The sequence below is a fragment of the Micromonospora rhizosphaerae genome (assembly GCF_900091465.1).
Classification (GTDB): Bacteria; Actinomycetota; Actinomycetes; order Mycobacteriales; family Micromonosporaceae; genus Micromonospora; species Micromonospora rhizosphaerae.
In genome coordinates this window covers 1,086,452-1,111,975 of sequence record NZ_FMHV01000002.1, presented here as the reverse complement: position 1 = coordinate 1,111,975, position 25,524 = coordinate 1,086,452, and the positions used below count along the sequence as shown (strand labels likewise).

Here is a 25,524-nt window from a genome sequence, read left to right as displayed (position 1 = left end):
ACCAACCCGCATGGGCCGGTGAGCTCTGCTGTGGTCAAGATCGTGGTGCATATGGGCAGATTCAGCGGCTAGTTGCTGGCTGTGACAGTTCGCCGACCTCCGAGCGCGGCAGGTGGGTGCAGTGCGCAACCGTGGCGTCGTCAGGGACCCGAGCATCGGGGCCGCCGGAGGTGCGGGCTTCGGCCTGCCGGACGCGGCGGATGATATCGGCCGGCCCGTTGGCGCCGAGCAGTTCCAGTACGCCGGGCCAGTCGGTCAGGCCGTACGGGCTGACGATGCGGCTGGCGCCATTGCTGAGCAGCGCGACGCTGTCCAGGTCATGAAGGGGCCGGCTACCGGTTAGGGCTTCCTCCGCCGCGTGCGGATCATCCTTGGCGATCCAGTAGCCGCCCGGCTGGTTCCGGCGAGCCTGCAGCGCCTCGATGCAGGAGTCTCGGATGCGGTCGTACTCCGGCGTTCCACAAGGAACGCCGTCCAGGGACGCTGAGCAGATGCGCCTGGTGGTGACCTCACGCTCGTCGGTGATGACCTGCGGGCCGCCGCAGACCGGGTCGAGGACGAGGAAGGAGTCCGCGAGCAGGAGATAGTCCAGGCGGCCCCGGTGGGCGCGGACAATCACCACGGTCGCCTGCGGGCTGCTGGGGTTCGTGATGTCGCAGGTGCCGCGATGATCGGCGGCTATCTCGCCGATCGTGGCGGCGAGGATCGCCGCGAGGTCTCGCCCGTCGTCACGCGACAGCCGGCCGAGCAGCGCGCCGCCGAGACGGTGCGTATACCAGGCGACACCGTGGGAGCAGATCGACTCGGTTCCCGGGATGCCGGCGCCGTCCAGCAGTACAGCAGCGCCGGGAACAGCGCCGGCAAAATCCTCGTTCGGCCGGCCGGCCTTACCGGCGCTAGTCGCCATGCTGACGCGCACCCATGAGCTCCTCAAGTCAGGGATAGCCGTACCTCAGCATGATCCCGGTCTGAGTTCCGCTTCAACCTCTGACAGCAACGCGGACAGCGACCCGGCAAAGCGCGTGCATGACCAGAGGCCTGGATCTGAAGATCGGAAGGTCGGCGGTTCGACCCCGCCCCTGACCACATAGCCTTTCGCCGGGCTACGGAAAGCCCCTCACCTGCGGCAGCGCGGTGGGGGCCGTTCGCCGCTCCCGGGCCCGCTCAGGGTTGATACCGGGGATATATCCCGATGGTTCGGCTGTGGGCACCGGAGCAGACTGGCGGCATGACCTCAGCAGGACACGTACGACACGTTCTCGGCGGGATGTCGACGGTGTGGCGGGTCGCGTACGGCGCGGAGACCCGCCGCCGGCTCGCCTGGTCGGTCGTCGCCGTGCCGCTCGCCCTGGCTGCGGCGCTGCGCGCGGCCCGCCATCCGGGCCGGCTACGGGCGCTGGCCGCCGCCCTGTTGGCGATCCCGGTCGCGGTCGCCTCGTCCGCGCTGACCGCCGCCCTCGCTTTCCTGGTGCTGATCAACGTGCTGGCCTACCCGTTCCGCCCCTGGCTCGGGTTGCCCGGCTCGACGGACGACATCTGGGCCAGCCGGTACGCCGACTCCTGGGGCGGGCCCACCCTGGCCGGCGCCTGGGCCACCCACGCCGGCCTCCTCCTGCTGTTGGGGGTCCCGGTCCTGGCCTGGGCCGTCCGCGCCCTCGCCGGCCTCCAGCGGCGGCTCACCGGCCGGCGAGCCGGAACCGCCACACCGGCGACTGGCGACGTTCTGCCGGTCACCGCGCTCGCCAAGGGTCCCGCTCTCCCGGGCGACACCTCGGCCAACGGTCCCAGGCTGCCGGGCACCGCGCCCGCCGCGGATCCCCGGCTGCCGGGCACCGCGCCGGTCGGCGCTGCGCGCGTCCGGGGTTTCTTCGCGCCGACCCCGACCAGGGGCGCCGCGGGGGCCTACCGGTCCCGGGGTTCGGGCGGAGCGTCGCGGCCGTTCCGGACGGCTGGTGCGGCGGGGTGGACGGGCCGCCGGGTCGGGGCAGTGCTGGCGGCGGTGGCGCTTCTCGTCACGTCGTCCCTGACCGCGCACGCGGCCGGGATCGGCGACAACCTGCTCTGGACACCGCGGGGCGCGGTCAGCACGGCCGCCCTGGCGGTCACGCTGGCGCCCGTCGCGGCGCTGCTGCTGGTCCGGCGGACGGCCTGGTGGCGGGGCGGCCCGCAGCCGCACTGAGCGCGCCCCGCCGCCCGGCCGCGGCCATCGGCGGGTTTCTGCCGCGGGCGCGGGTTTGGACCGCGCGGGCGCGGGTTTTTGGCCGCGGGCACGGTCGTCAGGGGGCGCCCACTACCGTCGCGGGCGTTGCTGGCCCATCCCGCCCTGGATCGCCTCCCAGACGCTCCGACCGGCCTGACGCAGCGTCTCACTGGCCTGACCGGCCAACTGAGCCGCCCCGGCGCCAGCCGACTGCGGTCGGCCGCCGCTCTGCTCCCCCTCCGGTCGCTCACCGTCCGCGCCGCCGGGCGGCTGACCACCCGCGCCGCCCGCCCGACCCGTCTCACCCGCCGGTCGCTCCTCCCCGGCGGACGGCCCGCCCGGCGCGGGGCGCGGCTCCTTGCCGGCCTGCCCGCCGGACGGCTGCTGGGCGGACCCCGGCGGCTGCCGCGCACCGGTCGGTGGCTCGGGCGGTCCGGCTCCGGCGGACGGCGGCGACGGCGCCGCTTCTCTCGCCTGCTCCCGCAGTTGGTCCCCGACCATGCCGACCTGCTGCCCCAACCGGTCCACCACCGGCGCCGGACCGGCCCCGGCGATCTGCTGGGCCGCCCGGTTGACGTCGTCGATGCTGACCTGGGCCGTGCGGGCCAGCGCGTCGATGAGCTGCGGGTTCTGGCCGATCGCGGCGAACGCCCGGTCCAGGATCGTCGCCAGCGTCTCCAGCCGCACCTTGAGCAGCGCCTCGGCGCTGACCCCCGTGACGTCCAGTTCCATGCCCCGCACGTGCACCCGTACGCCGGCGTCGAGCTGGAGCAGGTTGGCCAGCCGGGCGCGCAGCGACAGGTCGGCGTCGAGCCCGTCGACCGCCAGCCGTATCTCGTCGACCGTCACCTGCGGGACGTCGAGCAGCACGTCGGGCTCGTCGGTGCCGCCCCGGTGGGCCGGCCGCTCGCCGGTGCGGTCCGGTTGCCGTTCCGTCGCTCCGCTCTCGCTCATGCTCCCCGCTCCAAGCTGGCCCCGTTCCGCGGGCCGGATCAGCCGGATTACCCGATTTCCCGCGGGCCATCCGTCCCGGCCTGCGCGCCGGCACGACCCACTTGGAGCTTCCGGCCGTACGGTGCCGGGCGACCTGCGAGCGGCGGTCCGGATGCGGGCACACGCGAAGCTGCGTACCCGGGCATCAGCCGGTATGGTCCGGGCCTATGGGACAGGAGATGGCCGACCCGGATGAGGTTCGTCAGGACGTCGGCAGGTTCTCCCTACGCAGCAACCTCCTCGCCCCAGCCTCCGCGGAACGGGCGTTCGCGGTGTTCACCGAGGCGCTGACCGACTGGTGGGTGCCCGAATACACCTGGTCCGGGCCGGAAGCGCTGGCCGCACTGGGAGTCGAGCCCCGTGCGGGCGGCATGCTCTACGAGATCGGCCCGTACGGCTTCCGGGGTGACTGGGGTCGCGTGCTCACCTGGGACCCACCTCGTCGGCTGGTCTTCACCTGGCAGATCGGGCCGGACCGGGTGCCGGTGCCGGACCCGGCGCGGGCCAGCGAGGTGGAGGTGCTCTTCGTCCCCGAGGGGCCCGACGGCACCCGGGTGGAGGTCGAGCACCGGCACTTCGACCGGCACGGTGCGGCCGCCGAGGGCTACCGCAAGGCGCTCACGGCCGGCTGGCACGAGCTGCTCTGCCGGTACCTCGCGACGGTCGCGCGGAACGGCTCCCGGCCGGCCTGAGCCACGCGGCGGCTCACGCCGGATGGCCGACGGCTCAAAGCGGATGGCCGGCGGCTCAGGTCAGGTGGGCGGCGGCCACCCGCTTCGGCACCACCATCCGCCACGCCTCCACGACGATCTCCCGCAGCTCGGGCTCGTCGATGGCGGCCAGCCGGACCCGCACCCAGTTGAACCGCTCGTCGGCGGGCTCGGGCATCAGGAACTTCGCCGGCTCGGCGGCGACGAGGGCGGCCCGCTCCGCCCGCGGAAACGCGAAACCGAGCAAGGTCTCGTCCCGGGAGAGCGCCAGGTAGACGAGGCGGCCGACCCGGAACTTGACCCGGTCCCGGACCAGGGCCTCCTCGGTGCGGGGCAGGCCGCGGGCGATCGCCCGGACCTGCTCGACGGTCACCATCCGATGCCCGGTGTCGGCACCGGCCCCGTGGTGACCCCCGTGCCGGCCAGGTCGGCGCGGCGACCCGCCTCGGCGCCGGAACCAAATCCGCTGCCGGCCAGCCGCCGGGGCGCCGCGGTGCGCAGTCGCGGGTAGATCTCGGCGAGCCGGCGCTGCACCCGGTCAGAGCGGTCGGCCAGCACCAGCGCCACCGACGGCGTCCCGGATCCCACCACCGCACCGGCCTCGGCCGCCCAGAGCCGACCACTGACCACCTGGGCGAAGCCGGCCAGCCAGGAACGGCGGAAGGCGGCCGGCTGCTCGCCGGCCGGGACGACCGCAGCGGCCAACCCGTGCGCCGCCTGCACCAGAAGCGAGGTGAAGAGCAGGTCGACCCGTTCCAGGTCGCTGGCGAAGCCGAACAGGTGCATGGCGAAGCCACTGCCCTGCCGCCGGCGTACGCAGCGGCAGCGCAGCGGGTCGGCGACCGCGGCGAGTAGCCCGGCCTTGTCCCGGGCGTACGGGGCGACGAGGTCGACCACCCGGTCGCCGACCGGGTCGGTGCTCGGGTCCTCGGCCGCGAGCAGGGCCCGGTCCACCCCGTAGCGGGCGATCAGCTCGGTCGCCTTCGCGGTGAAGGCCGCGGACTCGGCGGGCGTGCAGGCCGGGTCCTCGGCCTGGGCCAGCAGCTTGCGCACCTTGCTCAACATCGCCTGGGACATGCCACCAGAGCTACCACACGGGTCGGACGCCGCAGTGGACAGAAGCTCCCGGCCAGCGGGCCGGTCGGTCAGCCGGCCCGGCTGCGCAGGGTCGCCACCGTCGAGCCGGCCAGGGTGAGCAGGCAGTCCGGCAGTTGGCCGTCGGCCACCGCCGCACCGAAGAGCGCCTCGCCGGTGTCCGCGTCGTCATTGGCGTACGCGCTGACGAACCGGGCCACCCATCGGGTGTCGTAGCCGGCCTGATCGATGCCGGGGAAGTCGAGCTCGCAGGCCCCCACCGGCGTCGCGTCCCCGACCATGGTGGCGGCCAGGCACCAGGCCACCTCGTACGCCCCGGCCAGGCCGGACCGGTCGACCACCGCGTCGAAGGTGCCCACCACCGCGTCGCCGTCTCCGGCCAGCGCCGAGCGGAGCACGGCGGTCGCGTCATCCAGCGTCTGCTGTGCTTCGTCGGTCACCTGCCGCACGGTACGACGGCCGGTCAAGCGGTGACCAGGACACGGCCCGACCGTCACTCTCCGTAGGATCCGATGTCGACCTGCCGACGGACCGGCCTCCACGGTCCCACCGCCGACGCCGGCACGCTATGGTGCGCAGCGGACCTTCGCGGGAGGAAGGACGAACATGCTCGTATCACGCGGTTCACGCGCGGCCACAGTCACGGCCTGCGCGGCGCTTCTGCTCGCCACCAGCGCATGCGGGAGCGACAAGCCCGGGGGGGCGACCACCACCACACAGGTGCGCCTCTACGGCTCCGACGGCAACATGCTGAACTCATTCGCCACGGAGCTCAAGGATCGAGCCGGCCTCGTGAACGGCATGAAGGGCACGACTCCGCTGACCCAACTGCCGGAAAACTTCAAGGGACGGCTACGCACCGTAGACCCCAAGCTGACGGACTACCTCTACTCGGCGGAGACGTACGACGCGGTGGTGATCAGCGCGCTGGCCGCCCAGCTCGCCGGCACCACCGACCCGGCCGCGATCACGAAGCAGATCGTCGGGGTGACCACCAACGGCGAGCGCTGCGAGGACCCGGCGACCTGCCTGCAACTCGCCCGGCAGGGGCGGGACATCGAGTACCGGGGGGTGTCGCTGACCCGGGCCGGGTTCACCGACGCGGGCGAGCCGGCCACGGCCAGCTACGCCACCCTGAACTTCGATGACCAGAAGATCGACGACGGCAAGACCGAGTTCGTCGGCGCCGGCGACGAGTCGGCCGCGAGCACCAAGACACCGCCCCGGGCGAAGAAGCAGCGGGCCGGCGAGAAGGCCAAGGACGCCCCGCTGATCCTCGGCGGACTGCTGCCGCAGACCGGTGACCTCGCGCTGGCGAACCCGCCGATGGCGGCTGGCGCGGCGCTCGGGATCAAGGACGTCAACGCGGCCGGCGGGGTGCTCGGCAAGCCGGTGCTCTGGATCGACGGCGACGACGGCACCAACCCGGACGTCGCGAAGAGGACCGTGGCCTCGCACATCGGACGGGGCGTCCAGGTCATCATCGGCGCGGGCGCCTCGGGCATCTCCCGGGCGGTCCTGCCGGACGTGGTCGCCGCCGGCCGGGTGCTCTTCTCCCCGTCGAACACCGCAGCCGAGCTGACCACCGTGGACGACAAGGGTCTCTACTTCCGCACCGCGCCGCCGGACAGCCTCCAGGGCCGGGCGCTGGCCGACGTCATCCTGCGGGACGGGCCGCACAAGATCGCCATCGTGGCCCGCAAGGACTCCTACGGCGAGGGCCTCCAGGAGAACGTCCGCGCCGAGCTGGAGCGGGCCGGCATGGGCGCCGACCAGATGAAGCTGCTGACCTACGTGCCGCCGGCCGACGCCAAGGCGCCGCCGGTGGACTTCAGCGGCGGCGCCAAGGAGATCAAGGACTTCGGGGCGGACGCCGTACTCATCATCGGCTTCGGCGAGTCGGCCCACGTGGTCACCGCGCTGGCCGACGCCGGGGTGCAGATCCGGCACTGACCCGTGACACACCACGGCCGCGTCGGCGCTCGCCGACGCGGCCGTGCCGTGTCCGCGCCTAACGGGAGCGACGCCGCTCCAGGAACTCGGTCATCCGCCGATGCTTCTCCTCGTCCTCGAAGAGCACCGCCTGGCTGAGCAGGTCGAGCTGCGGATGGGCGGCCGGTGGAGCGTCCACGGCGAGCTTGGTCAGCCGCAGCGCCAGCGCCGATCCCTTCGCCATCTCGTCGAGCAGCTCGTGCGCGGTGGGCAGCAGCTCCGTCGGCTCGGCCACCACTCGGTTGACGAGCCCGATCCGCAGCGCCTCCTCGGCGTCCACCCGCCGGCCGGTGAACAGCAGTTCCTTGGCCCGGGCCTCACCGACCAGCGCCGGCAGGCGGTACGTCGCGCCCGCGCCGGCCAGGATGCCCAACCGCACCTCGGGCTGGCCGAAGACCGCCCGGGCCGTGCAGACCCGCAGGTCACAGGCGTACGCCAGCTCGGCCCCGCCGCCCAGCGCCGGCCCGTCCACGGCCGCCACGGTCGGCATCGGCAGCGCCCGGATCCGGGCGAAGGCGGCCTGGTTGATCGCGGCGAGGGCGTCCAGCCGGCCGCGCTCGCGCAGCTGGCCGATGTCCGCCCCACCGGCGAAGATGCCCGCGGCGCCGCCGGTGAGCAGCAGCAACCGCGGCCGCGCCTCCAGCTCGGCGCAGACCCTGTGCAGCTCGGCGATCAGGTCGGCGTCGATGGCGTTGCGCTTCTCCGGCCGGTCCAGCGTCACCACCAGCCGGTCGGGCAGCTCCTCGATCTTCAGCCCGGTCACTGCTTCACGCCTCCTTCCCAGCGGTAGAAGCCCTGGCCCGACTTCTTGCCCAGCTTCCCGGCGGCCACCATCTCCGTCAGCAGCGGCGGCGGCGCGAACCGGTCCCCGTACGCGGCCTGCAGGGTCCGGGCGATGTCGAGCCGGACGTCCAGACCGACCAGGTCGGTCAGCTCCAGCGGCCCGACCGGGTGCCGGTAGCCGAGCACCATCGCCTTGTCGATGTCGGCGGGGCTGGCCACCCCGTCGGCGACCATCCGGATCGCCTCCAGCCCGAGCGTGACCCCGAGCCGCGAGGTGGCGAAGCCCGGCATGTCGCGTACCACGACGGGGTCCTTGCCCAGCTGGCCCGCGAGCGCGACGGCCGCCATGGTGGTCTCGTCGGTGGTGCCCGGGCCGACCACGATCTCCAGCAGCGCCATCGCCCAGACCGGGTTGAAGAAGTGCAGCCCGAGGAAGTCCTCCGGCCGGTCCAGCCCGGCGGCGAGCTCGGCGATCGGGATGCTGGAGGTGTTGCTGCCCAGCAGCGCCGGGCGCCGGGCGGCGGCCTCCCGGAGCACCGCCCGCTTGAGGTCGAGCCGCTCGGGCACCGCCTCCACGACCACGTCGGGTCCCTCGGCGACCTCGGTGAGCGCCGGGCGGAGCAGCACCCGCTCCCGGTTCGCCGCCGCCTCGTCGGCGGTCAGCTTGCCCCGCTGCACGCCACGTTCCCACAGCTCGCCGAGGCGCCGCCGCGCGGCCTCTCCGCGTGCCGGATCGACCTCGACCAGCTCGACGGTGTAGCCCGCGCCGGCCGCCACGTAGGCGATGCCCAGGCCCATCGTGCCGGCCCCGACGACCACAAAACGACCACTCATGACGTCCCCTCGCCGCGCGCGGCGACGCGCGGGGTCTCCGCCGCGCCGGGCCGCCCGCTCCGCTCGTTCATTGCTGCGACCCTAGGCGGCGCGGGTCGGCCGGCCATGCGTGGGGCCCGACCGGATCGGGTACAGACGGCCGTCAACGCCGAGGGAAGATCGGAGTCGAGATGAGCCAGGAACCGGAGAGCGTGGAGCGCACCGAGACCGTGGAGACCCGCGGCGACGAGCGCGTGGACCTGCTGCGCGCGGACACCAACAACGACGGCCGGACCGACGTGTGGGTGGCCGACACCGACGGCGACGGCAAGGCCGACCTGTTCCAGTTCGACACCGACCATGACGGCAAGGTGGACATCACGATGGTCGACATCGACGAGGACGGCACCCCGGACGAGGTGGTCGACGGCGACGGCGGCCTCCCGCCGGAGCAGCACTCATCGACCGTCCAGGTGTGACTTGCAAGGAGGGTCCCCTGGCCAACGCGTGCGGTGACGCAGAGGGTCCCAGTTGACGCGCCTGTCAGGCGGCCAGCTTCAGCGTGGCCAGGTAGTAGGGGTGGTCGCCGTCGTCCACGTCGACCAGTCGCCACGGCGAGCCGTGCACCAGCTCGGCCAGCTCGTCGACCGAGCACACCAGGTAGTCGAACCACTCAGTGCCGAGTTCCCGGTAGCGCAGCCGCAGCCGCAGCTGGCCGCCGAGGCGGCCGCGCCGCCGGTTGAGCTCGTGGTAGCCGGTGTGCACCGCATCGCTGGTGCCGTACGGGTCGGTGCCGTGGGCGATGACCTGCGCGCCCGGCCGGGCCAGCGCGGCGAGCGCGGCCAGGAACCCGGGGGCCCGCTCCCGCCCCTCGATGAGCCCCAGGTTGTTGCCGAGCAGCAGGAACGTGTCGTACCGCCGATCGTCGGCCGCGTGCGCGTCCACCGTGCCGTGCACCAGGTCCCGCACGCCGCGCTGGCGGCAGACGCGGAGCGCCCCCGCCGAGGTGTCCAGGCCCGTGACTGGCACGCCGCGCTCCTGGAGGTGCAGCGCGATCCGGCCGCCGCCGACCCCGATGTCGAGCGTCCGGCCGCGGACCCGGTCCACCGCGCGGTGGTCGTACGGCTGCCAGTCCCGCGGTCCGTCCAGGTAATGGGCGGCGGGTGCCCCGTTGATGAGGCCGTCGTCCCGTTCGATGATCTCGATGACCGGGCGGGGCAGTCGCCCGCCGACCAACGGGCGGGGACCGATCCCGGTGGCCACGGCGTACGCGTCGCGGATCATCTCGCCGAACGCGTCGCCGATCCTCGGTTCCCCGGTCACGGTGGTCACGCTATCCGGGCGTCGATCCGCTGTCGCGGCCTTATTCTGGGCGGCGTGACCACGCTGGACCGCCTGGCGGCGGAGAAGTACGTCCTGCTGACGACGTTCCGTAAGGACGGCCGTGCGGTGCCCACCCCGGTCTGGGCGGTCCGCGACGGGGACGCGCTGGGGGTGTGGACCGTGTCGGACTCCGGCAAGGTCAAGCGGATCCGGCGCGACAGCCGGGTGACCGTGGCCCCGTGCGACGTGCGCGGCCGACCGCACGGCGGGGAGGTGCCGGGACACGCGACGATCTACGACCTGGCCGGCACCCGGCGGGTACGGGACCTGTTGAAGCAGAAGTACCGGATGCTCGGCCGGCTCAGCCTGCTCGGCAGCCGGCTGCGCCGGGGCGAGCGGGGGACGGTCGGGCTCCGGATCACCCTGGACGAGTGACCCCCGGACACGATTCAGGGGCGGCGGATCGTCGCTGTCGCGTACGCCCGGCCGCCCCTGATCGGAACGCCTGGTGAAACGTCCGGCTCGTCAGTCTCCCTGACGCTGCTGCGGGATCTGCCCCTGCAACAGGGCCCGGACCTCCGACTCGCGGTAACGGCGGTGGCCGCCCAGCGTCCGGATGGCGCTGAGCTTTCCGGCCTTGGCCCACCGGGTCACCGTCTTCGGGTCGACACGGAACATCGACGCCACCTCGGCCGGCGTGAGTAGCGGCTCTGGTTCGTGCGTTCGCGATGCCATCGGTCACTCCTCCACATGTATAGACATCGGCCGGGGTCCCGCCGGCCGACGCGTCTCCCATGGTCCGGCTAGTCCCCGATGTCCGACATGGGCCGAACGGGTGAAGGTCCCTAGACGGACGGATGAACCATGCCCGATTTTTACGACTTTTATGTCGCAGACAGTACCTTATTCGGACTCATGATCACGGTTCGCAAAGCACCAACTACGAGGCAGCCTCGGAATTTGCGCACCCCGTGGCCGGATTTGCGACTAGTTGCACCGCTCCAGCAGCTGCACCGCACGCCACCGGGCAACGAGCTTGTCGTACGCCGCCGAGGCCTCCTCGGCCTCCCCCCGGGAGAGCCCGGCCAGGCCCTTCGCCACCAGCTCGGTCGAATCGTCCGCGGCCAGCATCTCGTCCGGCAGCAGCTGCACCAGGCCGCCGTAGTCCAGCTCCACCACCGAGCGCGGGTGGAACTCCTCCAGCCAGCGGGCGGCCTCCTCGACCGCCTCCGTGATCGGCGCCTCGCCGACCGACTTGCGCAGTACGGACAGGGCCCGCGACGACCGCCGGCGAGCCTTGGAGATCTCCGTCCGGTAGCGCAGCGCCCGTCGGCCCGGGTGGGTGACCAGGTGGCGCTCCTCGGGTTCGAAGAGCACGAACCAGCGCAGCGGCACACCCCAGGTGGCGATCTGCTCATGCACCCGCGGCACCCCGTGCTCCAGCACCCGGGCCCCGCTGCGCCAGTCGTCCACCACCGCCTTGGCCTGACCGGCCAGGATCGGCGGCACGAACGCGTCGGCCAACACCGACGGCACCCCGTCCCGGGCGCTCAGCGCCGCCTCGGCCACCCGGATCCGCAGGTTCCACGGGCAGACCAGCAGGCTGTCGTCGGTCTCCAGCACGTACGCCTCGTCCGGCAGATCGGGCAGCCGGGTCCAGCCCGCGCCGAGCGCCTCGATCACCGCGGTGCGCTGCCGGACGGGACCCTCCATCGGGGCGACCGCCCGGCCCTCGTTGACGTACCGGCGCCAGAACGACTGCCGGTCCCGGTCGAAGGCGGTCAGCGGCTCGTACACGCGCAGGTAAGAAGCGAAGAGCGACGGCACGGCGCGATCCTCCCACGAGACGGAGCCCGCACGTCGTCAGCGTGGCGGGGACACGTGGCGCGGGCGTCAGTACGGCTTCGGCCGATATTAGGCTCAGCAGCACCGGCACCATCCCGCCGGCGTGCCACCAGGTCCGTGTCCCACAAGGGCGCACACCGACACAGGAGTCAGCAATGGGCGTTTTCGCCAGCACCGAAGACCCGGGATCGACCGGTCACGAACAGGTCGTGTTCTGCCAGGACAAGCAGTCCGGCCTGAAGGCGATCATCGGGATCTACTCCACCGCGCTGGGCCCCGCGCTCGGCGGCACCCGGTTCTACCCGTACGCCAGCGAGGAGGACGCGCTCGCCGACGTGCTCGACCTCTCCCGCGGCATGGCGTACAAGAACGCCCTGGCCGGGCTCGACCTGGGCGGCGGCAAGGCGGTCATCTGGGGCGACCCGGAGCAGATCAAGAGCGAGGCGCTGCTGCGCGCGTACGGCCGCTTCGTCGAGTCGCTCGGCGGGCGCTACTACACCGCCTGCGACGTCGGCACCTACGTCGCCGACATGGACGTGATCGCCCGGGAGACGAAGTACGTCACCGGCCGCAGCGTGGAGCACGGCGGCGCCGGCGACTCCTCCATCCTCACCGCCTGGGGCGTCTTCCAGGGCATGCGTGCCGCCGCCGAGCACGTCTGGGGCACCCCGAGCCTCGCGGGCAGGCGGGTCGGCGTGGCGGGCCTGGGCAAGGTCGGCAAGTACCTCACCGGCCACCTGCTGGACGACGGCGCCGAGGTGGTCGCGACCGACGTCAACCCGAAGGCCCTGGAGTGGGCGCGGGCCACCCACCCGCAGGTCGAGCTGGTGGACGACGCCGCCGCGCTGGTCACCGCCGACATCGACGTGTACGCCCCGTGCGCGCTGGGCGGCGCCCTCAACGACGACACCGTGCCGGCGCTGCGCGCCAAGGTGGTCGCCGGGGCGGCCAACAACCAGCTCGCCCACCCGGGCATCGAGAAGCTCCTCGCCGACCGGGGCATCCTCTACGCCCCCGACTACGTGGTGAACGCCGGCGGCGTGATCCAGGTCGCCGACGAGATCGAGGGCTTCAACTTCGAGCGGGCCAAGCTGCGGGCCACCCGCATCTACGACACCACCCGCGACATCCTCCGGCTCGCCGACGACGAGGGTGTCCCGCCGGCGGTGGCCGCCGACCGGCTCGCGGAGCGGCGGATGGCGGAGGTCGGCCGACTCCGCACCATCCGCCTGCGCTGAATTTCACACCCCGGGGGCGGGCCGCGGTTTCCGCCCCCGGGCAGCGGGCGGCCGAGGGCGGCGTTAAGCTGGAAATTGGGACGCTTCGTACCGGTTTGACCGCTGTCACGGCTGGCCCGGCACCCGCTCCTTACCGGGTACAATTTGTGACGGCCGGATAACTGCGACGCGCAGGCCCGGCTGACGGTAACCCGAGGTGCCGAACGGTGGCATCCCCATGTACCGTAAGAGCCACGAGAGATGCCTGACGTCATCGGGGCCCGCCTTCGGGCTGCCCCGCATTCTGTGCGAGGGGGTCGAGCCATGGGGCGCGGCCGTGCTAAGGCCAAGCAGACAAAGGTGGCCCGGGAGTTGAAGTACCACTCCCCGAACACCGACCTCGCCGCCTTGCAGCGAGAACTCGGCGGCAGCGGCAAGTCGGACCGCGACTTCGACGACGACTACAAAGAGTATGTCGACGACGATGACGAGGACCACGCGGACGAGGACCCGGACACCTGGGTCCGTCCGACCCGCTGACCTCCGGTCACATCTGAGCACGCGGTAAGCCCCGCGTGCTCACGCATGTGCTCAGCGGAAGCCGGCGTATCGACCGACGATCAGGGACCTGCCGCACCGGACGACCATCCGGCGCGTCCGGCAGGTCCTTGATCTCGGATTCGTACCGTCAACGGGGCCGATTGTTCCAGTTGTAGAACGTCGGGATGTTCTCGAAGTGGTTCCAGGCGCAGACCGCACTGGCACCATCGCCGCCCGCCACCTCCGCCCGCAGTCGGCGCGCCGCCTCCGCCTCGTGAAGCAGGGCGGTCAACCCCACGGCGGCTTCCCGCACCCGGTCACCGACCGGATCCGAGGCGGCTTCCCCGACGCGCTCAGGCTGCCGGTGACTGGTGGTCTCGGGCATGCTCCAACACTCCCTCCAGTAGGCGGATCTTGCTGTTGCGGCAGTGCTCGGTCTCCGTACCGTCAAAACGCCCCTGCTCGAAGTAGCGGTTGGCCGCGTGGCCGCCGCCGCAGAAACCGAAGTAGGGGCAGGACGACCGGCACGCCTCCACCCCGACGAGGAACTCCCTCACCCAGGGCGTTCGGCCGGCTTCGGTCAGGATCTCAGCCAACGGGGTCGCCAGCACGTTGCCGCTGCTGAAGTCGCCGTACCGGGGATCGGTGAAGCCCGCCAGCTCCGGGGAGAGCACGATCACCGAGCCGTCGTGGCCCACGGTCGGGATCGGGTCGAGGCGGCGGGGCAGCAGGTCGTCCGCCGTACCGTCCAGGACCGCCCCCGCGTACCGCAGCGACCACTCCACCTCCCGCACGTGGATCCGGGGATCCCGACGCCAGGCGGCGACCAGCTCCGCCCAGAACGCCGTCACCGCGGCGGCGTCGTGGGCGTTGCCGCGGGTGTTGACCCCCTCGGTCTCCTCGATGTTGACGCCGAGCACGTCGCAGCCGAGGTCGAGGAAGTACTCGTACAGCTCGGCAGCCAGGCCCGGGACGGGCCGGGAGACCACGGCGAGCGCCGAGAAGGGCAGCCCGTGCCGGCGCAGCGCCGCCACCCCGGCCAGGATCCGGTCGTACGCCGGCCGGCCGCCCCGGGTGACCCGCTCGGCGTTGCGCTCCCGCGGCCCGTCCACGCTGACGCTCACCCGGATCCGGTGCTTTGCGAAGAACTCGCACCAGGCGTCGTCGATCAGCGTGGCGTTGGTCTGGATGTGGTGCTCCACCTCCGGCCCGAACGGCGCCAGCAGCGCGGCCAGGTGCTCCCGACCGGCCGCGAGGGGCTCCCCGCCGTGCCAGACGACGGAGAAGCGACCCGCCGCCGCCCACGGGTTGACCGACGCCGCCACCGCCTCGGCGACCGACACCGGCATCCGCCGATCGGCCGCTCGCATCGGCAGGTAGCAGTAGGCGCAGTCGAGGTTGCAGAGGGTGGTCGGCTGCATCACCACGTACGAGGGAACGGTCGCGATCCCGCGCATCCCGGTGTGCCTGTGAGCAGCCATCAACCCTCCTCCGCCTGGCCCGAAGTGACCTTCAGGCTAGGCGGCGGTGGCCACTCGGGTGAACCCCCGATCAGGTGCCCGGATGATCACCAGAGCGTGATCATCCCCGGGTGTGGTGGCCGATCATCTGCACGTTGCCGGAGCCCTCGATGATCTCGCCGGCCTGCCAGGCGTCCACGCCCCGGCCGGTCAGGGTGGCCAGCGCGCGGTCGGCGTCCTCGGCCGAGACGATCGCGAACATGCCGACGCCCATGTTGAAGGTCGCCTCCATCTCCTGGTCCTCGATCCGCCCCTTGGACTGGATCAGGTCGAAGACGGGCTGCGGCTTCCAGGTGGAGCGGTTGACGACCGCATCGACGTGCTCCGGCAGGATCCGGACCAGGTTGCCGGGGATGCCGCCCCCGGTGACGTGGGCCAGCGCCCGCACCTCGGCCTCGGTGATCAGCTTGAGGCAGTCCTGCGCGTAGATCTTGGTCGGGGTGAGCAGCTCCTCGCCGAGGGTCCGCTGCCGACCGAAGTCCTCGATCACCACGTCCAGCCGCATCCGGCCAGCGCCGAGCAGCACGTGCCGGACGAGTGAGTAGCCGTTGGAGTGCAGACCCGAGGAGCGCATCGCGATCACCACGTCGCCCACCTCGACCCGCTCCGAGCTGAGGATCTCGCTCTCCTCCACGACGCCGACGCCGGTGGCGGAGATGTCGTACTCGTCCGGCCGGAGCACGCCCGGGTGCTCGGCGGTCTCACCGCCGAGCAGGGCACAGCCCGCGTACCGGCAGCCGTCGGCGATGCCCGCGCCGATCTCGGCCACCTTGTCCGGCACGACCTCACCGGTGGCGATGTAGTCGAGCAGGAAGAGCGGCTCGGCGCCGCAGGCGACCAGGTCGTCGACGACCATCGCGACCAGGTCGATGCCGACCGTGTCGTGGATGTCGAGCTGCTGGGCGATGACCAGCTTGGTGCCCACACCGTCGGTGGAGGAGGCCAGGATCGGGTTCTTGTACTTCTTCGTGTCCAGCCGGAACAGGCCGGCGAAGCCGCCCAGGTCGCCCATGACCTCCGGCCGCCGGGTCTGCCGCACCTTGGACTTCAGCAGTTCGACCGCACGGTCGCCCGCCTGGATCGACACACCGGCGTCCGCGTACGAGACCGAGCGTTTGCGCGTGGTGCGGCTGGTGCCGGCCGTCCAGAGCTGGCGGTCGCCGCCGGCGCCCGTCGGGCTGTTTCCTGCGCCGCTGCGCTCGGACACGTGGGTCACGGTTCTCCCCTTTGTGGTTCTCGCGGGCCGGCGCTGGTGGCGGGACCCGCGTCGGGTGGTGCTATGGGCGGTGTGTGGCGACGCCGCCCGGAGTGGCGACGAGCGGAGCGGTGGTGTGCCCGGTGGCGTCGGGCGCGCCGGTGGCGACCCGCCGTCCCAATCCCTCGAGCACGTGCTTGCCGATCAGGTTCCCCGCCGGCAGCTCGATCGGGTACTCCCCATCGAAGCACGCCCGGCAGAGCCGGGTCTTCGGCTGCTCCGTCGCGGCGATGAGACCGGGGAGCGAGACGTAGCCCAGCGTGTCGGCGCCGATGGAGCGCCGGATGCCCTCGTTGTCCAGCCCGTTGGCCAGCAGCTCGGCGCGGGTGGCGAAGTCGATGCCGTAGAAGCACGGCCAGCTGACCGGCGGCGAGGAGATCCGGACGTGCACCTCCAGCGCCCCGGCCTCGCGCAGCATCCGGACGATCGCCCGCTGGGTGTTGCCGCGCACGATCGAGTCGTCGACCACGACCAGCCGCTTCCCCCGCACGTTCTCCCGCAGCGGGTTGAGCTTGAGCCGGATGCCGAGCTGGCGCAGTGTCTGTGACGGCTGGATGAACGTCCGCCCGACATACGGGTTCTTCATCAGGCCGGCGCCGTAGGTGATGCCGGAGGCCTCGGCGTACCCGATCGCGGCCGGGGTGCCGGACTCCGGCACCGGGATGACCAGGTCGGCCTCGACCGGGTGCTCCTTGGCCAACTGCCGGCCGATCTGCACCCGCGCGGCGTGCACGTTCCGTCCGGCGACGGTGGCGTCCGGGCGGGCGATGTAGACGTACTCGAAGAGGCAGCCCTTGGGCTCCGGCGCGGCGAACCGGCTGGAACGCAGGCCGTCCTCGTCGATCGCAAGCAGCTCGCCCGGCTCGACCTCGCGGACCACGCTGGCGCCGACGATGTCCAGCGCCGCCGTCTCGCTGGCGACCACCCAGCCGCGCTCCAGCCGGCCGAGCACCAGGGGACGTACGCCGTGCGGGTCCCGGGCCGCGTAGAGCGTCGACTCGTCCATGAAGACGAAGCTGAACGCCCCGCGCAGCTGGGGCAGTACCTCCAGGGCGGCCGCCTCGACCGAGAGATCCGGCCGGCTGGCCAGCAGCATGGTGACCAGCGAGGTGTCGTTGGTCGAGCCGTCGGAGTCCATCCCGCGCTCGGCCACCTCGCGCTGAAGATCGGCGGTGTTGACCAGGTTGCCGTTGTGGGCCAGGGCGATGGTCGTGCCGGAACTGGACGACCGGATGGTCGGCTGGGCGTTCTCCCAGGTCGAGCCGCCGGTCGTGGAGTAGCGCGTGTGCCCGATCGCGACGTGCCCGCGCAGGCTGGCCAGGGTCGGCTCGTCGAAGACCTGGGCGACCAGGCCGAGGTCCTTGTAGACCACCACGCCCGAGCCGTCGCTCACCGCGATGCCGGCCGCCTCCTGGCCGCGGTGCTGGAGGGCGTAGAGCCCGAAGTACGTGAGGTTGGCCACCTCCTCCCCGGGCGCCCAGACGCCGAAGACGCCGCAGGCGTCCTGGGGGCCGGGTCGCTGGGGGTCAAGGTCGTGGCTCAGCCGGCCATCGCCTCGGGGCACCTGCCGCTCCCTCATGCTGGTCTGGACTGGCCTGGGCGGAGTCAGGGAAGAACTCCGCACGGTCGGCCGGGACCGTCGTCGCCTGACAGTGTACGCGAACAGGAGTCGGTACAGATAGTCACGATTTGGACGCTCATCGTGACGGTTCTTCCAGCATCCAGACAGCTAGAGCGGGAGGTGCGCGGAGAGATCCGCCCGGATTCCGCTGACCCGTACGCGACCCTCGGTGATGGCCTCCGCCCAGCCGAGGCGACCGGTGGCCAGCGCGAGCCAGGTCTCGGGGTCCATTTCCACCACGTTCGGGGGCGTACCGCGGGTGTGTCGCGGACCGGCTACGCACTGCACCGCACCGTAGGGTGGGACACGCACCTCCACCGATCGGCCGGGGGCGCGCTCCGCGAGGACGGCCAAGAGAGTACGGACCGCCTCACGGAACACCGGCCGTTCGGGCGTACGCCCCTCGTCGAGCGCCGTCAACGCCGCCGCCACTGCGGCGGACTTAATGTACGGAGAGGACACGACGGGACGATACGACCCGACACCGCCACGCTCGACGCTGGCCCTGGGTCGCGCTCATCGGGTCAGACAAGGCATAGTTGCCGACGGCGTATTCGTACCGTGATGATCCCCGGCCCGCAACCGACAGCCAGGGAAGTCAGACCGGAAGGCGGTGGACGTGTCAACACACCGACGTGCCTGGAAGCATCGGGCCGGTGTGGTCGTAGCGCTGGTTGTCGGCGCTCTGCTCGCCGTCCCCGCCACACCAGCCCTGGCCGCGGAGGCAACGGTCAGCCCCCGCTCGGTCACGGTCAACGCCGGCAGCGACGCCACGGTGAGTGTCACCATCACGCCCGACCTGAGCGACAAGGGCGGCGACATCAGCCTGACCGGCCTGCCGTCGGGAGTCAGCTGCACCAGCGGCTGCGGCAGCTTCCAGTTCAACGGGCCGCCCGGGTCGTCCAGGACGGTCCTGCTGACCCTGAAGGCGAACGACAACGCGGCCGACGCCAGCGCCAGCGTGACCGTGCGGGTCGTCCCGGACAGCTCGGGCCCCGCCACGCCGACGTTCTCGCTGACGGTGAAGGCGAAGGCAGCGGCGCCTCCACCGCAGGACCAGACCGTCCAGTCGGTCTCCGGCAAGGTGGTCATCGCGAGCAACGGCGATCCGGTGCCGAACGCCACCGTGATGCTGCTCGACTCGCAGCAGCACCGCTACAGCGCCACCAGCGACAGCAGCGGCAACTACCGGTTCAGCGGCTCCGCCTCCAACCCGATCACCCCGGGCCGGATCGAGCTGGGCGCGAGCAAGAACGTGAACGGGAAGGACGTCTACGCCACCAAGACGGTCAACGCGAGCGCGGGGCAGAGCCTGACCGGCCAGCGGATCAGCCTGGACATCAAGGTCCAGGCCAGCCCGAGCGCCAGCGCGTCGGCGAGCGAGGAGGCCTTGGCGACCGACGAGGCGACCGAGGAAGCCACGGAGGAGGCGTCCACCGAGGCCGGGCCCGGCCAGCAGGCCGCCGCCAACGACGACTCCGGCGGCTCCTGGCTGCTGATCCTGCTCGGCGGTCTCTTCGTGGCTGTCGGTGTCGGCACCATCGTGCTGCTCTACATGCGGCGCAAGAACGAGGGCGACGACGGCGACGGGGACGCGGTCGGCGTCGGCCCCGGCCCCGTGCCAGGCGCCCGGGGCGGCTACCGGGGTGCGGACGACCAGACCCGGGTGGTGAACGGGATGGGCGCCGGGGCGGCGCCGACGATGGTCGGCGGCAACTCGCTGAGCGACGCGCCGACCATGATGCACCGCCCGGTCGTCGACGACGTTCCGCCGGACCCGTACGGCGCTCCTCCGCCCGCGTACGGCTCGGGTGGGCAACAGGGTTGGGCCGGCAGCGGCTACGGCAACGAGACGGCCGCTCAGGGCGGCTACGGCGGCGGCTACGGCAACGCTCCCTCCTCCGGCGGCGGCTACGGCAACGCCCCGTCGTCGGGCGGCGGCTACGGCAACGCGCCCTCGTCCGGGGGTGGCTACGGCAGCCGGGACTACGGTGCCGGCGCCGCGGGCTACCCGCCGGCCCAGGGCGGTGGCGGCTACGGGGAGCCGACCCAGGGCGCCGGCGGCTACGGCGAGCGGTACGACGAGCCGACCGGCCGCTACACCGGTGACAGCACGGCGTACACCCCGCCGGCCGACCCGTACCCGACCAGCACCTACCAGCCCCAGGCGGACCAGGGGCGGGGCTACGGTCAGCAGGACGCCGGCCAGTACGGCCGCGGTCCCGAGCCGACCAACGGCTACAGCGCGGGCGGCGGGTACGGCGCTCCGGCCGGCGGCGGCTACGACGGCGGCCAGCGGGGCTACGACGGCTACGACCAGCGCGGCGGCTACGGAGACGGCTACGACCAGCAGCAGTCGGGCGGCTACGGCCAGCCGGGCGGCTACGGCCAGGAGCCGCCGCAGCAGCGCGGCGGCGGCTACGACAACCACGGCTACGAGCAGGGTGGCTACTACGGCGACCCGGCGCAGGCCGGCCGGGGCCGTCCGGACGGGCCGCAGGAGCGGGCCGGTCGCCGGCTGGACTGGCTGGACGACTGACCGACCGGGGCCGACCGCCCCACATACCTAAAGCAGTGGCCGCCCGGAAGACCGGGCGGCCACTGTCGTCGCCGGGGGTTACCCGGGATGGCGTCGCGCTGACCGGCATGGCCTGCCGGCCCACAGTGCTCTTCGGCGTCCCCGCAGCCCCGTCTCAGGCAGCGGAGAAGACGCCCTGTCGCAGCACCGGCACCACGTCCGAGACGTCGACCTGGACCGCGACCTCCACGTCGACGGCGAAGCCACTCTCGATGAGCTCCCGGCCGGAGACGCACCCGCGAATGGCCGCCGGTACGTCAGGCGTGCTGGCCAACGCGGCCAACGTCATCGCCGCCTCCACCGACAGCCCGCCCGGCACGCCGGAGAGGGCGTCCAGCACGCTGGCCGCCCCGAGCTGGTCCTCCACCGACGGGCGCAGCGAGCCGTCCGGCCAGCGCTCGCCGGCGGCGACCACGCCCACCGGGGCGTCGGTGGAGCCGTACCCCTCGCGGCGCAGCCACCGCCCGACGGCGCGGGCGTTGCGCAGGCACGCCGCGACCACCGGCAGCCCGGTGGCGCTGGCGGCGGCGCTGATCGCCGAGCCGTTCGGCGAGGGGAGCACCAGGTCGGCGACGACCGGCGCGGTGCGCAACGCCGCCGGGGAGAGCGACCACGGATGCTCCGGGGTCATCCGCCGGCGGCCCACCGCGGCCACCGCGCCCACCCGACGGGCGTACTCCGCCGCCTGCTCGCCCCAGGGAAACGGGTGCACCCGCATGCCGCGGCTGACCGCCACCTCGACGGCGGTGGTGAACGAGAGGACGTCCACCACCACGAGCGCGGCACAGACCCGGCCGAGTTCGGCCGCCCCGGTCAGCCCCCAGTCGAACCGGGCGCCGGATCCGGGTTGGGCGTAGACGGCCGCGGCCAACGCGTCAGCGCTGATCGGGCTCGGCGGACTGGTCCGGGTCACCGGCGGCCGTCGCATCCGAGCCGGCCTCGGCGGGCTCGGTCGCCGTGGCTTCGGGGGCGCCGCTGATCGACTGCTCCGCGGCCTCCGACCGACCCTCGTCGGCCGGCCCGTCCTGGGACGGTTCGACCGTCGGCTCGACGCCCACCGGCTGGGCGGCGATGGCGGTCTCGGTCTGGGACGCCTCCGCCTCCACCTGGGCCGCCTCCGGGCCGCCGAAGAGCCGGGGCAGGGTCGCGGTGTGCGCCTCCCGCAGCTCGTCGAGACCGATCCGGAACTGGCCGTGCACCTCCAGCGCACCGCCCGCCGGGTCGGTGACCCCGATGAACTCCCACGGCACCCCGCGCTCGGCGCAGAGGGCGGTGAACGCCTTCTCGTGCCCGCGCTGCACCGATACCAGCACCCGTCCGGCGGACTCGCTGAACAGGTAGACGAACGGCATCGACCCGCCGCCGAAGCGCTCCGGCACGGCGATCCGGGCACCGACGCCACGCCGCAGGCAGGACTCGACCAGCGTTTGGGCGAGACCACCGTCGGAGAGGTCGTGCGCGGAGCTGAGGTGCCCGACCCGGGCCGCCTCGGCCAGCAGCTCGGCGAGCTGCCGTTCGCGGGCCAGGTCCACCTGCGGCGGGATGCCACCCAGGTGCTCGTGGGTCACCCAGGCCCACTCCGAGCCGGAGAGCTCCAGCTGCGTCTCACCGAGCAGGAAGAGCTGGTCGTGGGCGCCGCCGGGACGCGGCACGAAGCCCATCGACACCCGGTCGGCAACGTTGTCCAGCACGCCGAGCACGCCGACCACCGGGGTCGGGTGGATCGGCGCCGCGCCGGTCTGGTTGTAGAAGCTGACGTTGCCGCCGGTCACCGGGATGCCGAGCTCGGCGCACCCGTCGGCCAGGCCGCGGACCGCCTCGGCGAACTGCCACATCACGCCGGGATCCTCCGGCGAGCCGAAGTTCAGGCAGTTGGTCACGGCGATCGGCTTCGCGCCGGTCACCGCCACGTTCCGGTACGCCTCGGCCAGCGCCAGCTTCGTGCCGTTATACGGGTCGAGGCGCGCGTACCGGCCGTTGCCGTCGACGGAGAGGGCCACGCCGAGGCCGGTCCGCTCGTCGATCCGGATCACGCCGGCGTCCTCCGGCTGGGCCAGCACGGTGTTGCCCAGCACGTACCGGTCGTACTGCTCCGTGACCCAGGTCTTGTCGGCCAGGTTCGGCGACGCGACCATGCGCAGCACGGTCTCCCGCAGCGCCTCCGGGTTGTTCGGCCGGGGCAGCGTCTCGGCCCGGTCGGCCTGGAGCAGGATCAGGTCCGCCGGCTCGCGCATCGGACGGGCGTAGACCGGCCCGTCATCGACCAGCGAGCCCGGCGGCACGTCGACCACCACGTGGTCGCGCCAGGTGATCAGCAGCCGGCCCGGCTGGCCGTCCGGCGCCGGCGGGGTGACCTCGCCGATGGCGGTGGCGAGCACGCCCCACTTCTCGGCGGTCTTGAGCACCGCCTCCAGCTTGTCCGGGGCGACGACCAGCAGCATCCGCTCCTGGGACTCGCTGGCCAGGATCTCCTGCGGCTCCATCGACGGCTCGCGCAGCGGCACCCGCTCCAGCCAGACCCGCATGCCGGTGCCCGCCGCGGCGGCGGTCTCGGTGAGCGCGCAGGTGAGGCCCGCGCCGCCGAGGTCCTGGATGCCGACGACCAGTTCGCCGTCGTACAGCTCCAGGCAGGCCTCGATCAGCAGCTTCTCGGTGAACGGATCGCCCACCTGGACCGACGGGCGGCGCTGCTCGCTGCCCTCGTCGAAGGTGGCGCTGGCCAGCACCGACACGCCGCCGATGCCGTCCCGGCCGGTCTTGGCGCCCATCAGCACGACGATGTTGCCCGGACCGGCGGCGGCCTTGTTCTGCAGCCGGTCCACCGGGAGCACGCCGAGGCAGAGCGCGTTCACCAGCGGGTTGCCCTGGTAGCAGGGGTCGAAGACGACCTCGCCGCCGATGTTCGGCAGGCCGAGGCAGTTGCCGTACCCGCCGACACCGGCGATCACGCCGGGGAGCACCCGGGCGGTGTCCGGGTGGTCGGCCGCACCGAAGCGCAGCGGGTCCATCACCGCGACCGGACGGGCGCCCATGGCGAGGATGTCCCGGACGATGCCGCCGACGCCGGTCGCCGCGCCCTGGTACGGCTCGACGAAGCTCGGGTGGTTGTGCGACTCGACCTTGAAGGTCACCGCCAGCTCGTCGGAGACCCGCACCACGCCGGCGTTCTCACCGATGCCGGCGAGCAGCCGGTCGCTCGGCGGGGCCTTCTCGGCGAACTGGCGCAGGTGCACCTTGCTGGACTTGTAGGAGCAGTGCTCGCTCCACATGATCGAGTACATGGCCAGCTCGGCCTGGGTGGGCCGGCGGCCAAGGATGTGCCGGATCCGGTCGTACTCGTCGTCCCGGAGGCCCAGCTCGGCGTACGGCTGAAGCTCCTCCGCCGTGCCGGCGGCCCGGGACACGGTGTCCACGCCGAGGACCCAGTCGTCGGCGGGGCCGGCGTGCTGAACGGCGTCGACCGGGCCGGCCTGCGGCACCACGGTGGCCGCACCGGGCTCCGGCGGGGCGGCCGGCGTCTCCCGTACCGCCGGGTCCGGATGGGTGGTCATGACCTCTCCTCGCTGCGCTCGCCGCCGTAGCGGCGGGTGAGCCGACCGATGATCCCGCCGCGCACGGTCACGCCGGCGTCCCCACCAGGTGCTTGAGCACCGAGGTGAAGCAGCCGAGACCGTCCAGGGAGGGGCCGGTGAGCGCCTCCACCGCGTGCTCAGGATGCGGCATGATGCCGACCACGTTGCCGGCCGGGTTGGTGATCGCCGCGATGTCGCGCTGCGAACCGTTGGGGTTGCCGCCGAGGTAGCGGGCGACGACTCGACCCTCGGCCTCGAGCTGGTCCAGCGTCGCGGGGTCGGCGACGTAGCAGCCCTCGCCGTTCTTGACCGGGATCAGCACCTCCTGGCCCGGCTGGAACGCGTTGGTCCAGGCGGTGCCGACGGTCTCGATGCGCAGGACCTGGTCCCGGTTGCGGAAGTGCAGGTGCTGGTTGCGGGTGAGCGCGCCGGGGAGCAGGTGGGCCTCGCAGAGGATCTGGAAGCCGTTGCAGATGCCGAGCACCGGCAGGCCGCCTCGGGCCGCGTCCACGATCGTCTCCATCACCGGGGCGAACCGGGCGATGGCGCCGCAGCGCAGGTAGTCACCGTAGGAAAAGCCCCCGGGGAGGACGACCGCGTCCACCCCGTGCAGCGTCGGGTCGCCGTGCCACAGTCGGACGGGCTCGGCGCCGGCGATCCGGACGGCACGGGCCGCGTCCCCGTCGTCGAGCGAGCCGGGGAACGTCACCACACCGACCCGGGCGGTCACCGGTGCGCGTCCACGGTCTCGTCGGTCTCGACCAGGCGGACCGTGAAGTCCTCGATGACCGGGTTGGCGAGCAGCTTGTCGGCGATCTCCCGGGCCCGGTCCAGGTCCGGTTCACCGGTGAACTCGATCTCGATCCGCCTGCCGATCCGGACCGAGGCGACGTCGCTGACGCCGAGCCGGGGCAGCGCGTTTGCGACGGCCTGGCCCTGCGGATCGAGGATCTCGGGCTTGAGCATGACGTCGACGACGACGCGAGGCACGGGGCACTCCTGACTGTGTACGCAGTTGGGTGCCGACCCACAACGGGCGAGCGCAGCCAGCCTACCTGGCAGATACCGCCCCGGCCGCACCGGCCGGGCGCGGTCCAGGCAGTGATCGACGTTGCCGACCGGCGGTGGGTGCGCGGGACGCTCCGACGTGCGCGGAACCCGCCGTTACCAGGCATTTTGCGTCGTCCACGGAGTCCGAATCGTTACATCGTCTGACCTCGATATTTGACCTCGGATCGATTGCCGAGGGCTTGGTCGTCATAGTCGGCCTTCGATCGGGAGGTGGCCAGGATCGGGTCTCGCGGTTGCCCGACAAGTGTCCGGTCGAGCCCGATGGCCGCTCCCGCCCTAGTCAGGGCGGTTCCGACGTGGATGGTCGGGCTCGGGTGCCGCCGTCGCCTCCCGCCCGTACGGTCCCGCCGGGGGCGATTGCGACTGGAATGGGCGCTGCTGGTGCCGCCGGAGCCG

27 protein-coding genes are annotated in these 25,524 nt (G+C 72.6%); 8 read left to right on the top strand and 19 right to left on the bottom strand.

Going from position 1 to position 25,524, the window contains the following annotated elements; translation table 11 throughout:
• Window positions 1-61: 61 nt before the first annotated feature.
• Entirely contained in the window at window positions 62-919 is an 858-nt protein-coding gene (locus tag GA0070624_RS05415; RefSeq protein WP_176731603.1) for a hypothetical protein, read from the bottom strand.
• Between the two features lie 309 nt (window positions 920-1,228).
• Between GA0070624_RS05415 and GA0070624_RS35545 the strand changes: the two genes are divergently transcribed.
• Window positions 1,229-2,179, top strand: a complete 951-nt coding sequence (locus tag GA0070624_RS35545) for a hypothetical protein (protein WP_245718667.1) — start codon at window positions 1,229-1,231, stop codon at window positions 2,177-2,179.
• Between the two features lie 111 nt (window positions 2,180-2,290).
• On the opposite strand, the gene GA0070624_RS05405 is transcribed toward GA0070624_RS35545, so the two are convergent.
• The gene (locus GA0070624_RS05405) at window positions 2,291-3,154 is read right to left on the bottom strand and encodes a hypothetical protein (RefSeq protein WP_091337185.1); all 864 of its coding nucleotides are present in this window, start codon (window positions 3,152-3,154) and stop codon (window positions 2,291-2,293) included.
• Between the two features lie 206 nt (window positions 3,155-3,360).
• On the opposite strand from GA0070624_RS05405, the gene GA0070624_RS05400 reads away from it, so the two are divergent.
• Complete coding sequence (locus tag GA0070624_RS05400) at window positions 3,361-3,885, top strand: SRPBCC family protein (protein WP_091337182.1); 525 nt, start codon at window positions 3,361-3,363, stop codon at window positions 3,883-3,885.
• Window positions 3,886-3,940: 55 nt separating this feature from the next.
• On the opposite strand, the gene GA0070624_RS05395 is transcribed toward GA0070624_RS05400, so the two are convergent.
• The 3 genes from GA0070624_RS05395 to GA0070624_RS05385 all read right to left on the bottom strand — a co-directional run bounded on the left by GA0070624_RS05395 (window position 3,941) and on the right by GA0070624_RS05385 (window position 5,438).
• Window positions 3,941-4,279, bottom strand: a complete 339-nt coding sequence (locus GA0070624_RS05395; RefSeq protein WP_091337180.1) for an MmcQ/YjbR family DNA-binding protein — start codon at window positions 4,277-4,279, stop codon at window positions 3,941-3,943.
• A complete protein-coding gene (locus tag GA0070624_RS05390) occupies window positions 4,273-4,980 on the bottom strand; it encodes a DUF2786 domain-containing protein (protein ID WP_091337178.1) in 708 nt (235 codons plus the stop codon). The genes GA0070624_RS05395 and GA0070624_RS05390 overlap by 7 nt, the downstream gene beginning before the upstream one ends.
• A 68-nt stretch (window positions 4,981-5,048) precedes the next feature.
• Window positions 5,049-5,438, bottom strand: coding sequence for a hypothetical protein (locus GA0070624_RS05385; protein ID WP_091348214.1), 390 nt, complete (start codon window positions 5,436-5,438; stop codon window positions 5,049-5,051).
• A gap of 166 nt (window positions 5,439-5,604) precedes the next feature.
• Here GA0070624_RS05385 and GA0070624_RS05380 point away from each other — a divergent pair, with 166 nt between their 5' ends.
• Window positions 5,605-6,951, top strand: coding sequence for an ABC transporter substrate-binding protein (locus GA0070624_RS05380; protein ID WP_091337176.1), 1,347 nt, complete (start codon window positions 5,605-5,607; stop codon window positions 6,949-6,951).
• Window positions 6,952-7,009: 58 nt separating this feature from the next.
• On the opposite strand, the gene GA0070624_RS05375 is transcribed toward GA0070624_RS05380, so the two are convergent.
• Both GA0070624_RS05375 and GA0070624_RS05370 read right to left on the bottom strand, forming a co-directional pair.
• On the bottom strand, window positions 7,010-7,753 hold the full coding sequence (locus GA0070624_RS05375) for an enoyl-CoA hydratase/isomerase family protein (protein ID WP_091337173.1): 744 nt from the start codon (window positions 7,751-7,753) through the stop codon (window positions 7,010-7,012).
• Window positions 7,750-8,607: a 3-hydroxyacyl-CoA dehydrogenase family protein gene (locus GA0070624_RS05370; RefSeq protein WP_091337171.1), complete on the bottom strand. Its 858-nt coding sequence runs from the start codon at window positions 8,605-8,607 to the stop codon at window positions 7,750-7,752. The genes GA0070624_RS05375 and GA0070624_RS05370 overlap by 4 nt, the downstream gene beginning before the upstream one ends.
• A 170-nt stretch (window positions 8,608-8,777) precedes the next feature.
• Between GA0070624_RS05370 and GA0070624_RS05365 the strand changes: the two genes are divergently transcribed.
• Complete coding sequence (locus GA0070624_RS05365) at window positions 8,778-9,065, top strand: hypothetical protein (RefSeq protein WP_091337169.1); 288 nt, start codon at window positions 8,778-8,780, stop codon at window positions 9,063-9,065.
• 64 nt (window positions 9,066-9,129) lie between these two features.
• Here GA0070624_RS05365 and GA0070624_RS05360 read toward each other — a convergent pair whose 3' ends face one another.
• The gene (locus GA0070624_RS05360) at window positions 9,130-9,909 is read right to left on the bottom strand and encodes a class I SAM-dependent methyltransferase (protein WP_091348211.1); all 780 of its coding nucleotides are present in this window, start codon (window positions 9,907-9,909) and stop codon (window positions 9,130-9,132) included.
• Between the two features lie 54 nt (window positions 9,910-9,963).
• On the opposite strand from GA0070624_RS05360, the gene GA0070624_RS05355 reads away from it, so the two are divergent.
• Window positions 9,964-10,344, top strand: a complete 381-nt coding sequence (locus GA0070624_RS05355) for a PPOX class F420-dependent oxidoreductase (RefSeq protein ID WP_091337167.1) — start codon at window positions 9,964-9,966, stop codon at window positions 10,342-10,344.
• A 90-nt stretch (window positions 10,345-10,434) separates the two neighbouring features.
• Here GA0070624_RS05355 and GA0070624_RS05350 read toward each other — a convergent pair whose 3' ends face one another.
• Window positions 10,435-10,644: a BldC family transcriptional regulator gene (locus GA0070624_RS05350; protein ID WP_007073996.1), complete on the bottom strand. Its 210-nt coding sequence runs from the start codon at window positions 10,642-10,644 to the stop codon at window positions 10,435-10,437.
• Between the two features lie 252 nt (window positions 10,645-10,896).
• Complete coding sequence (locus GA0070624_RS05345; protein ID WP_091337165.1) at window positions 10,897-11,736, bottom strand: DUF8083 family protein; 840 nt, start codon at window positions 11,734-11,736, stop codon at window positions 10,897-10,899.
• A 173-nt stretch (window positions 11,737-11,909) separates the two neighbouring features.
• On the opposite strand from GA0070624_RS05345, the gene GA0070624_RS05340 reads away from it, so the two are divergent.
• Window positions 11,910-12,992, top strand: a complete 1,083-nt coding sequence (locus GA0070624_RS05340; RefSeq protein WP_091337163.1) for a Glu/Leu/Phe/Val family dehydrogenase — start codon at window positions 11,910-11,912, stop codon at window positions 12,990-12,992.
• 303 nt (window positions 12,993-13,295) lie between these two features.
• On the top strand, window positions 13,296-13,511 hold the full coding sequence (locus GA0070624_RS05335) for a DUF3073 domain-containing protein (protein ID WP_091200132.1): 216 nt from the start codon (window positions 13,296-13,298) through the stop codon (window positions 13,509-13,511).
• Window positions 13,512-13,659: 148 nt separating this feature from the next.
• Here the strand turns inward: GA0070624_RS05335 and amcA are convergent, their stop codons facing one another.
• From amcA to GA0070624_RS05310, 5 genes are all read right to left on the bottom strand, one after another.
• Window positions 13,660-13,896, bottom strand: coding sequence for a multiple cyclophane-containing RiPP AmcA (amcA, locus tag GA0070624_RS05330; RefSeq protein ID WP_091337161.1), 237 nt, complete (start codon window positions 13,894-13,896; stop codon window positions 13,660-13,662).
• Window positions 13,865-14,968 (bottom strand): cyclophane-forming radical SAM peptide maturase AmcB, encoded by a 1,104-nt coding sequence (gene amcB / locus GA0070624_RS05325; protein ID WP_091337160.1) that lies wholly within the window; start codon window positions 14,966-14,968, stop codon window positions 13,865-13,867. Before amcB ends, amcA begins: the two co-directional genes overlap by 32 nt.
• Before the next feature lie 124 nt (window positions 14,969-15,092).
• Window positions 15,093-16,247 carry a phosphoribosylformylglycinamidine cyclo-ligase gene (gene purM, locus GA0070624_RS05320; RefSeq protein ID WP_091337157.1) on the bottom strand — a complete coding sequence of 385 codons (1,155 nt, stop codon included), beginning with the start codon at window positions 16,245-16,247 and terminating at the stop codon, window positions 15,093-15,095.
• Between the two features lie 61 nt (window positions 16,248-16,308).
• Window positions 16,309-17,850, bottom strand: a complete 1,542-nt coding sequence (gene purF / locus GA0070624_RS05315; RefSeq protein WP_091337154.1) for an amidophosphoribosyltransferase — start codon at window positions 17,848-17,850, stop codon at window positions 16,309-16,311.
• 165 nt (window positions 17,851-18,015) lie between these two features.
• Window positions 18,016-18,339 (bottom strand): sterol carrier family protein, encoded by a 324-nt coding sequence (locus GA0070624_RS05310; protein WP_425413538.1) that lies wholly within the window; start codon window positions 18,337-18,339, stop codon window positions 18,016-18,018.
• 187 nt (window positions 18,340-18,526) lie between these two features.
• Here GA0070624_RS05310 and GA0070624_RS05305 point away from each other — a divergent pair, with 187 nt between their 5' ends.
• Window positions 18,527-20,446 carry a carboxypeptidase-like regulatory domain-containing protein gene (locus GA0070624_RS05305; protein WP_091348208.1) on the top strand — a complete coding sequence of 640 codons (1,920 nt, stop codon included), beginning with the start codon at window positions 18,527-18,529 and terminating at the stop codon, window positions 20,444-20,446.
• Between the two features lie 154 nt (window positions 20,447-20,600).
• Here GA0070624_RS05305 and GA0070624_RS05300 read toward each other — a convergent pair whose 3' ends face one another.
• From GA0070624_RS05300 to purS, 4 genes are all read right to left on the bottom strand, one after another.
• Window positions 20,601-21,356 carry a 2-phosphosulfolactate phosphatase gene (locus tag GA0070624_RS05300; protein ID WP_176731981.1) on the bottom strand — a complete coding sequence of 252 codons (756 nt, stop codon included), beginning with the start codon at window positions 21,354-21,356 and terminating at the stop codon, window positions 20,601-20,603.
• Between the two features lie 4 nt (window positions 21,357-21,360).
• Window positions 21,361-24,036, bottom strand: a complete 2,676-nt coding sequence (purL, locus tag GA0070624_RS05295; RefSeq protein ID WP_091337150.1) for a phosphoribosylformylglycinamidine synthase subunit PurL — start codon at window positions 24,034-24,036, stop codon at window positions 21,361-21,363.
• 67 nt (window positions 24,037-24,103) lie between these two features.
• Window positions 24,104-24,787 carry a phosphoribosylformylglycinamidine synthase subunit PurQ gene (purQ, locus tag GA0070624_RS05290; RefSeq protein ID WP_091337148.1) on the bottom strand — a complete coding sequence of 228 codons (684 nt, stop codon included), beginning with the start codon at window positions 24,785-24,787 and terminating at the stop codon, window positions 24,104-24,106.
• A complete protein-coding gene (gene purS, locus GA0070624_RS05285) occupies window positions 24,784-25,047 on the bottom strand; it encodes a phosphoribosylformylglycinamidine synthase subunit PurS (RefSeq protein ID WP_091337146.1) in 264 nt (87 codons plus the stop codon). Before purS ends, purQ begins: the two co-directional genes overlap by 4 nt.
• Window positions 25,048-25,524: the final 477 nt, after the last annotated feature.

What these genes read in the sequence shown, in the direction of transcription:
- GA0070624_RS05390 (WP_091337178.1), bottom strand. Translation starts at nt 4,980, where the DNA reads ATGTCCCAGGCGATGTTGAGCAAGGTGCGCAAGCTGCTGGCCCAGGCC.
- GA0070624_RS05370 (WP_091337171.1), bottom strand. Translation starts at nt 8,607, where the DNA reads ATGAGTGGTCGTTTTGTGGTCGTCGGGGCCGGCACGATGGGCCTGGGC.
- amcA (WP_091337161.1), bottom strand. Translation starts at nt 13,896, where the DNA reads ATGCCCGAGACCACCAGTCACCGGCAGCCTGAGCGCGTCGGGGAAGCC.
- GA0070624_RS05340 (WP_091337163.1), top strand. Translation starts at nt 11,910, where the DNA reads ATGGGCGTTTTCGCCAGCACCGAAGACCCGGGATCGACCGGTCACGAA.
- GA0070624_RS05380 (WP_091337176.1), top strand. Translation starts at nt 5,605, where the DNA reads ATGCTCGTATCACGCGGTTCACGCGCGGCCACAGTCACGGCCTGCGCG.
- GA0070624_RS05395 (WP_091337180.1), bottom strand. Translation starts at nt 4,279, where the DNA reads ATGGTGACCGTCGAGCAGGTCCGGGCGATCGCCCGCGGCCTGCCCCGC.
- GA0070624_RS05350 (WP_007073996.1), bottom strand. Translation starts at nt 10,644, where the DNA reads ATGGCATCGCGAACGCACGAACCAGAGCCGCTACTCACGCCGGCCGAG.
- amcB (WP_091337160.1), bottom strand. Translation starts at nt 14,968, where the DNA reads ATGCGCGGGATCGCGACCGTTCCCTCGTACGTGGTGATGCAGCCGACC.
- GA0070624_RS35545 (WP_245718667.1), top strand. Translation starts at nt 1,229, where the DNA reads ATGACCTCAGCAGGACACGTACGACACGTTCTCGGCGGGATGTCGACG.
- GA0070624_RS05405 (WP_091337185.1), bottom strand. Translation starts at nt 3,154, where the DNA reads ATGAGCGAGAGCGGAGCGACGGAACGGCAACCGGACCGCACCGGCGAG.
- purL (WP_091337150.1), bottom strand. Translation starts at nt 24,036, where the DNA reads ATGACCACCCATCCGGACCCGGCGGTACGGGAGACGCCGGCCGCCCCG.
- GA0070624_RS05335 (WP_091200132.1), top strand. Translation starts at nt 13,296, where the DNA reads ATGGGGCGCGGCCGTGCTAAGGCCAAGCAGACAAAGGTGGCCCGGGAG.
- GA0070624_RS05400 (WP_091337182.1), top strand. Translation starts at nt 3,361, where the DNA reads ATGGGACAGGAGATGGCCGACCCGGATGAGGTTCGTCAGGACGTCGGC.
- GA0070624_RS05365 (WP_091337169.1), top strand. Translation starts at nt 8,778, where the DNA reads ATGAGCCAGGAACCGGAGAGCGTGGAGCGCACCGAGACCGTGGAGACC.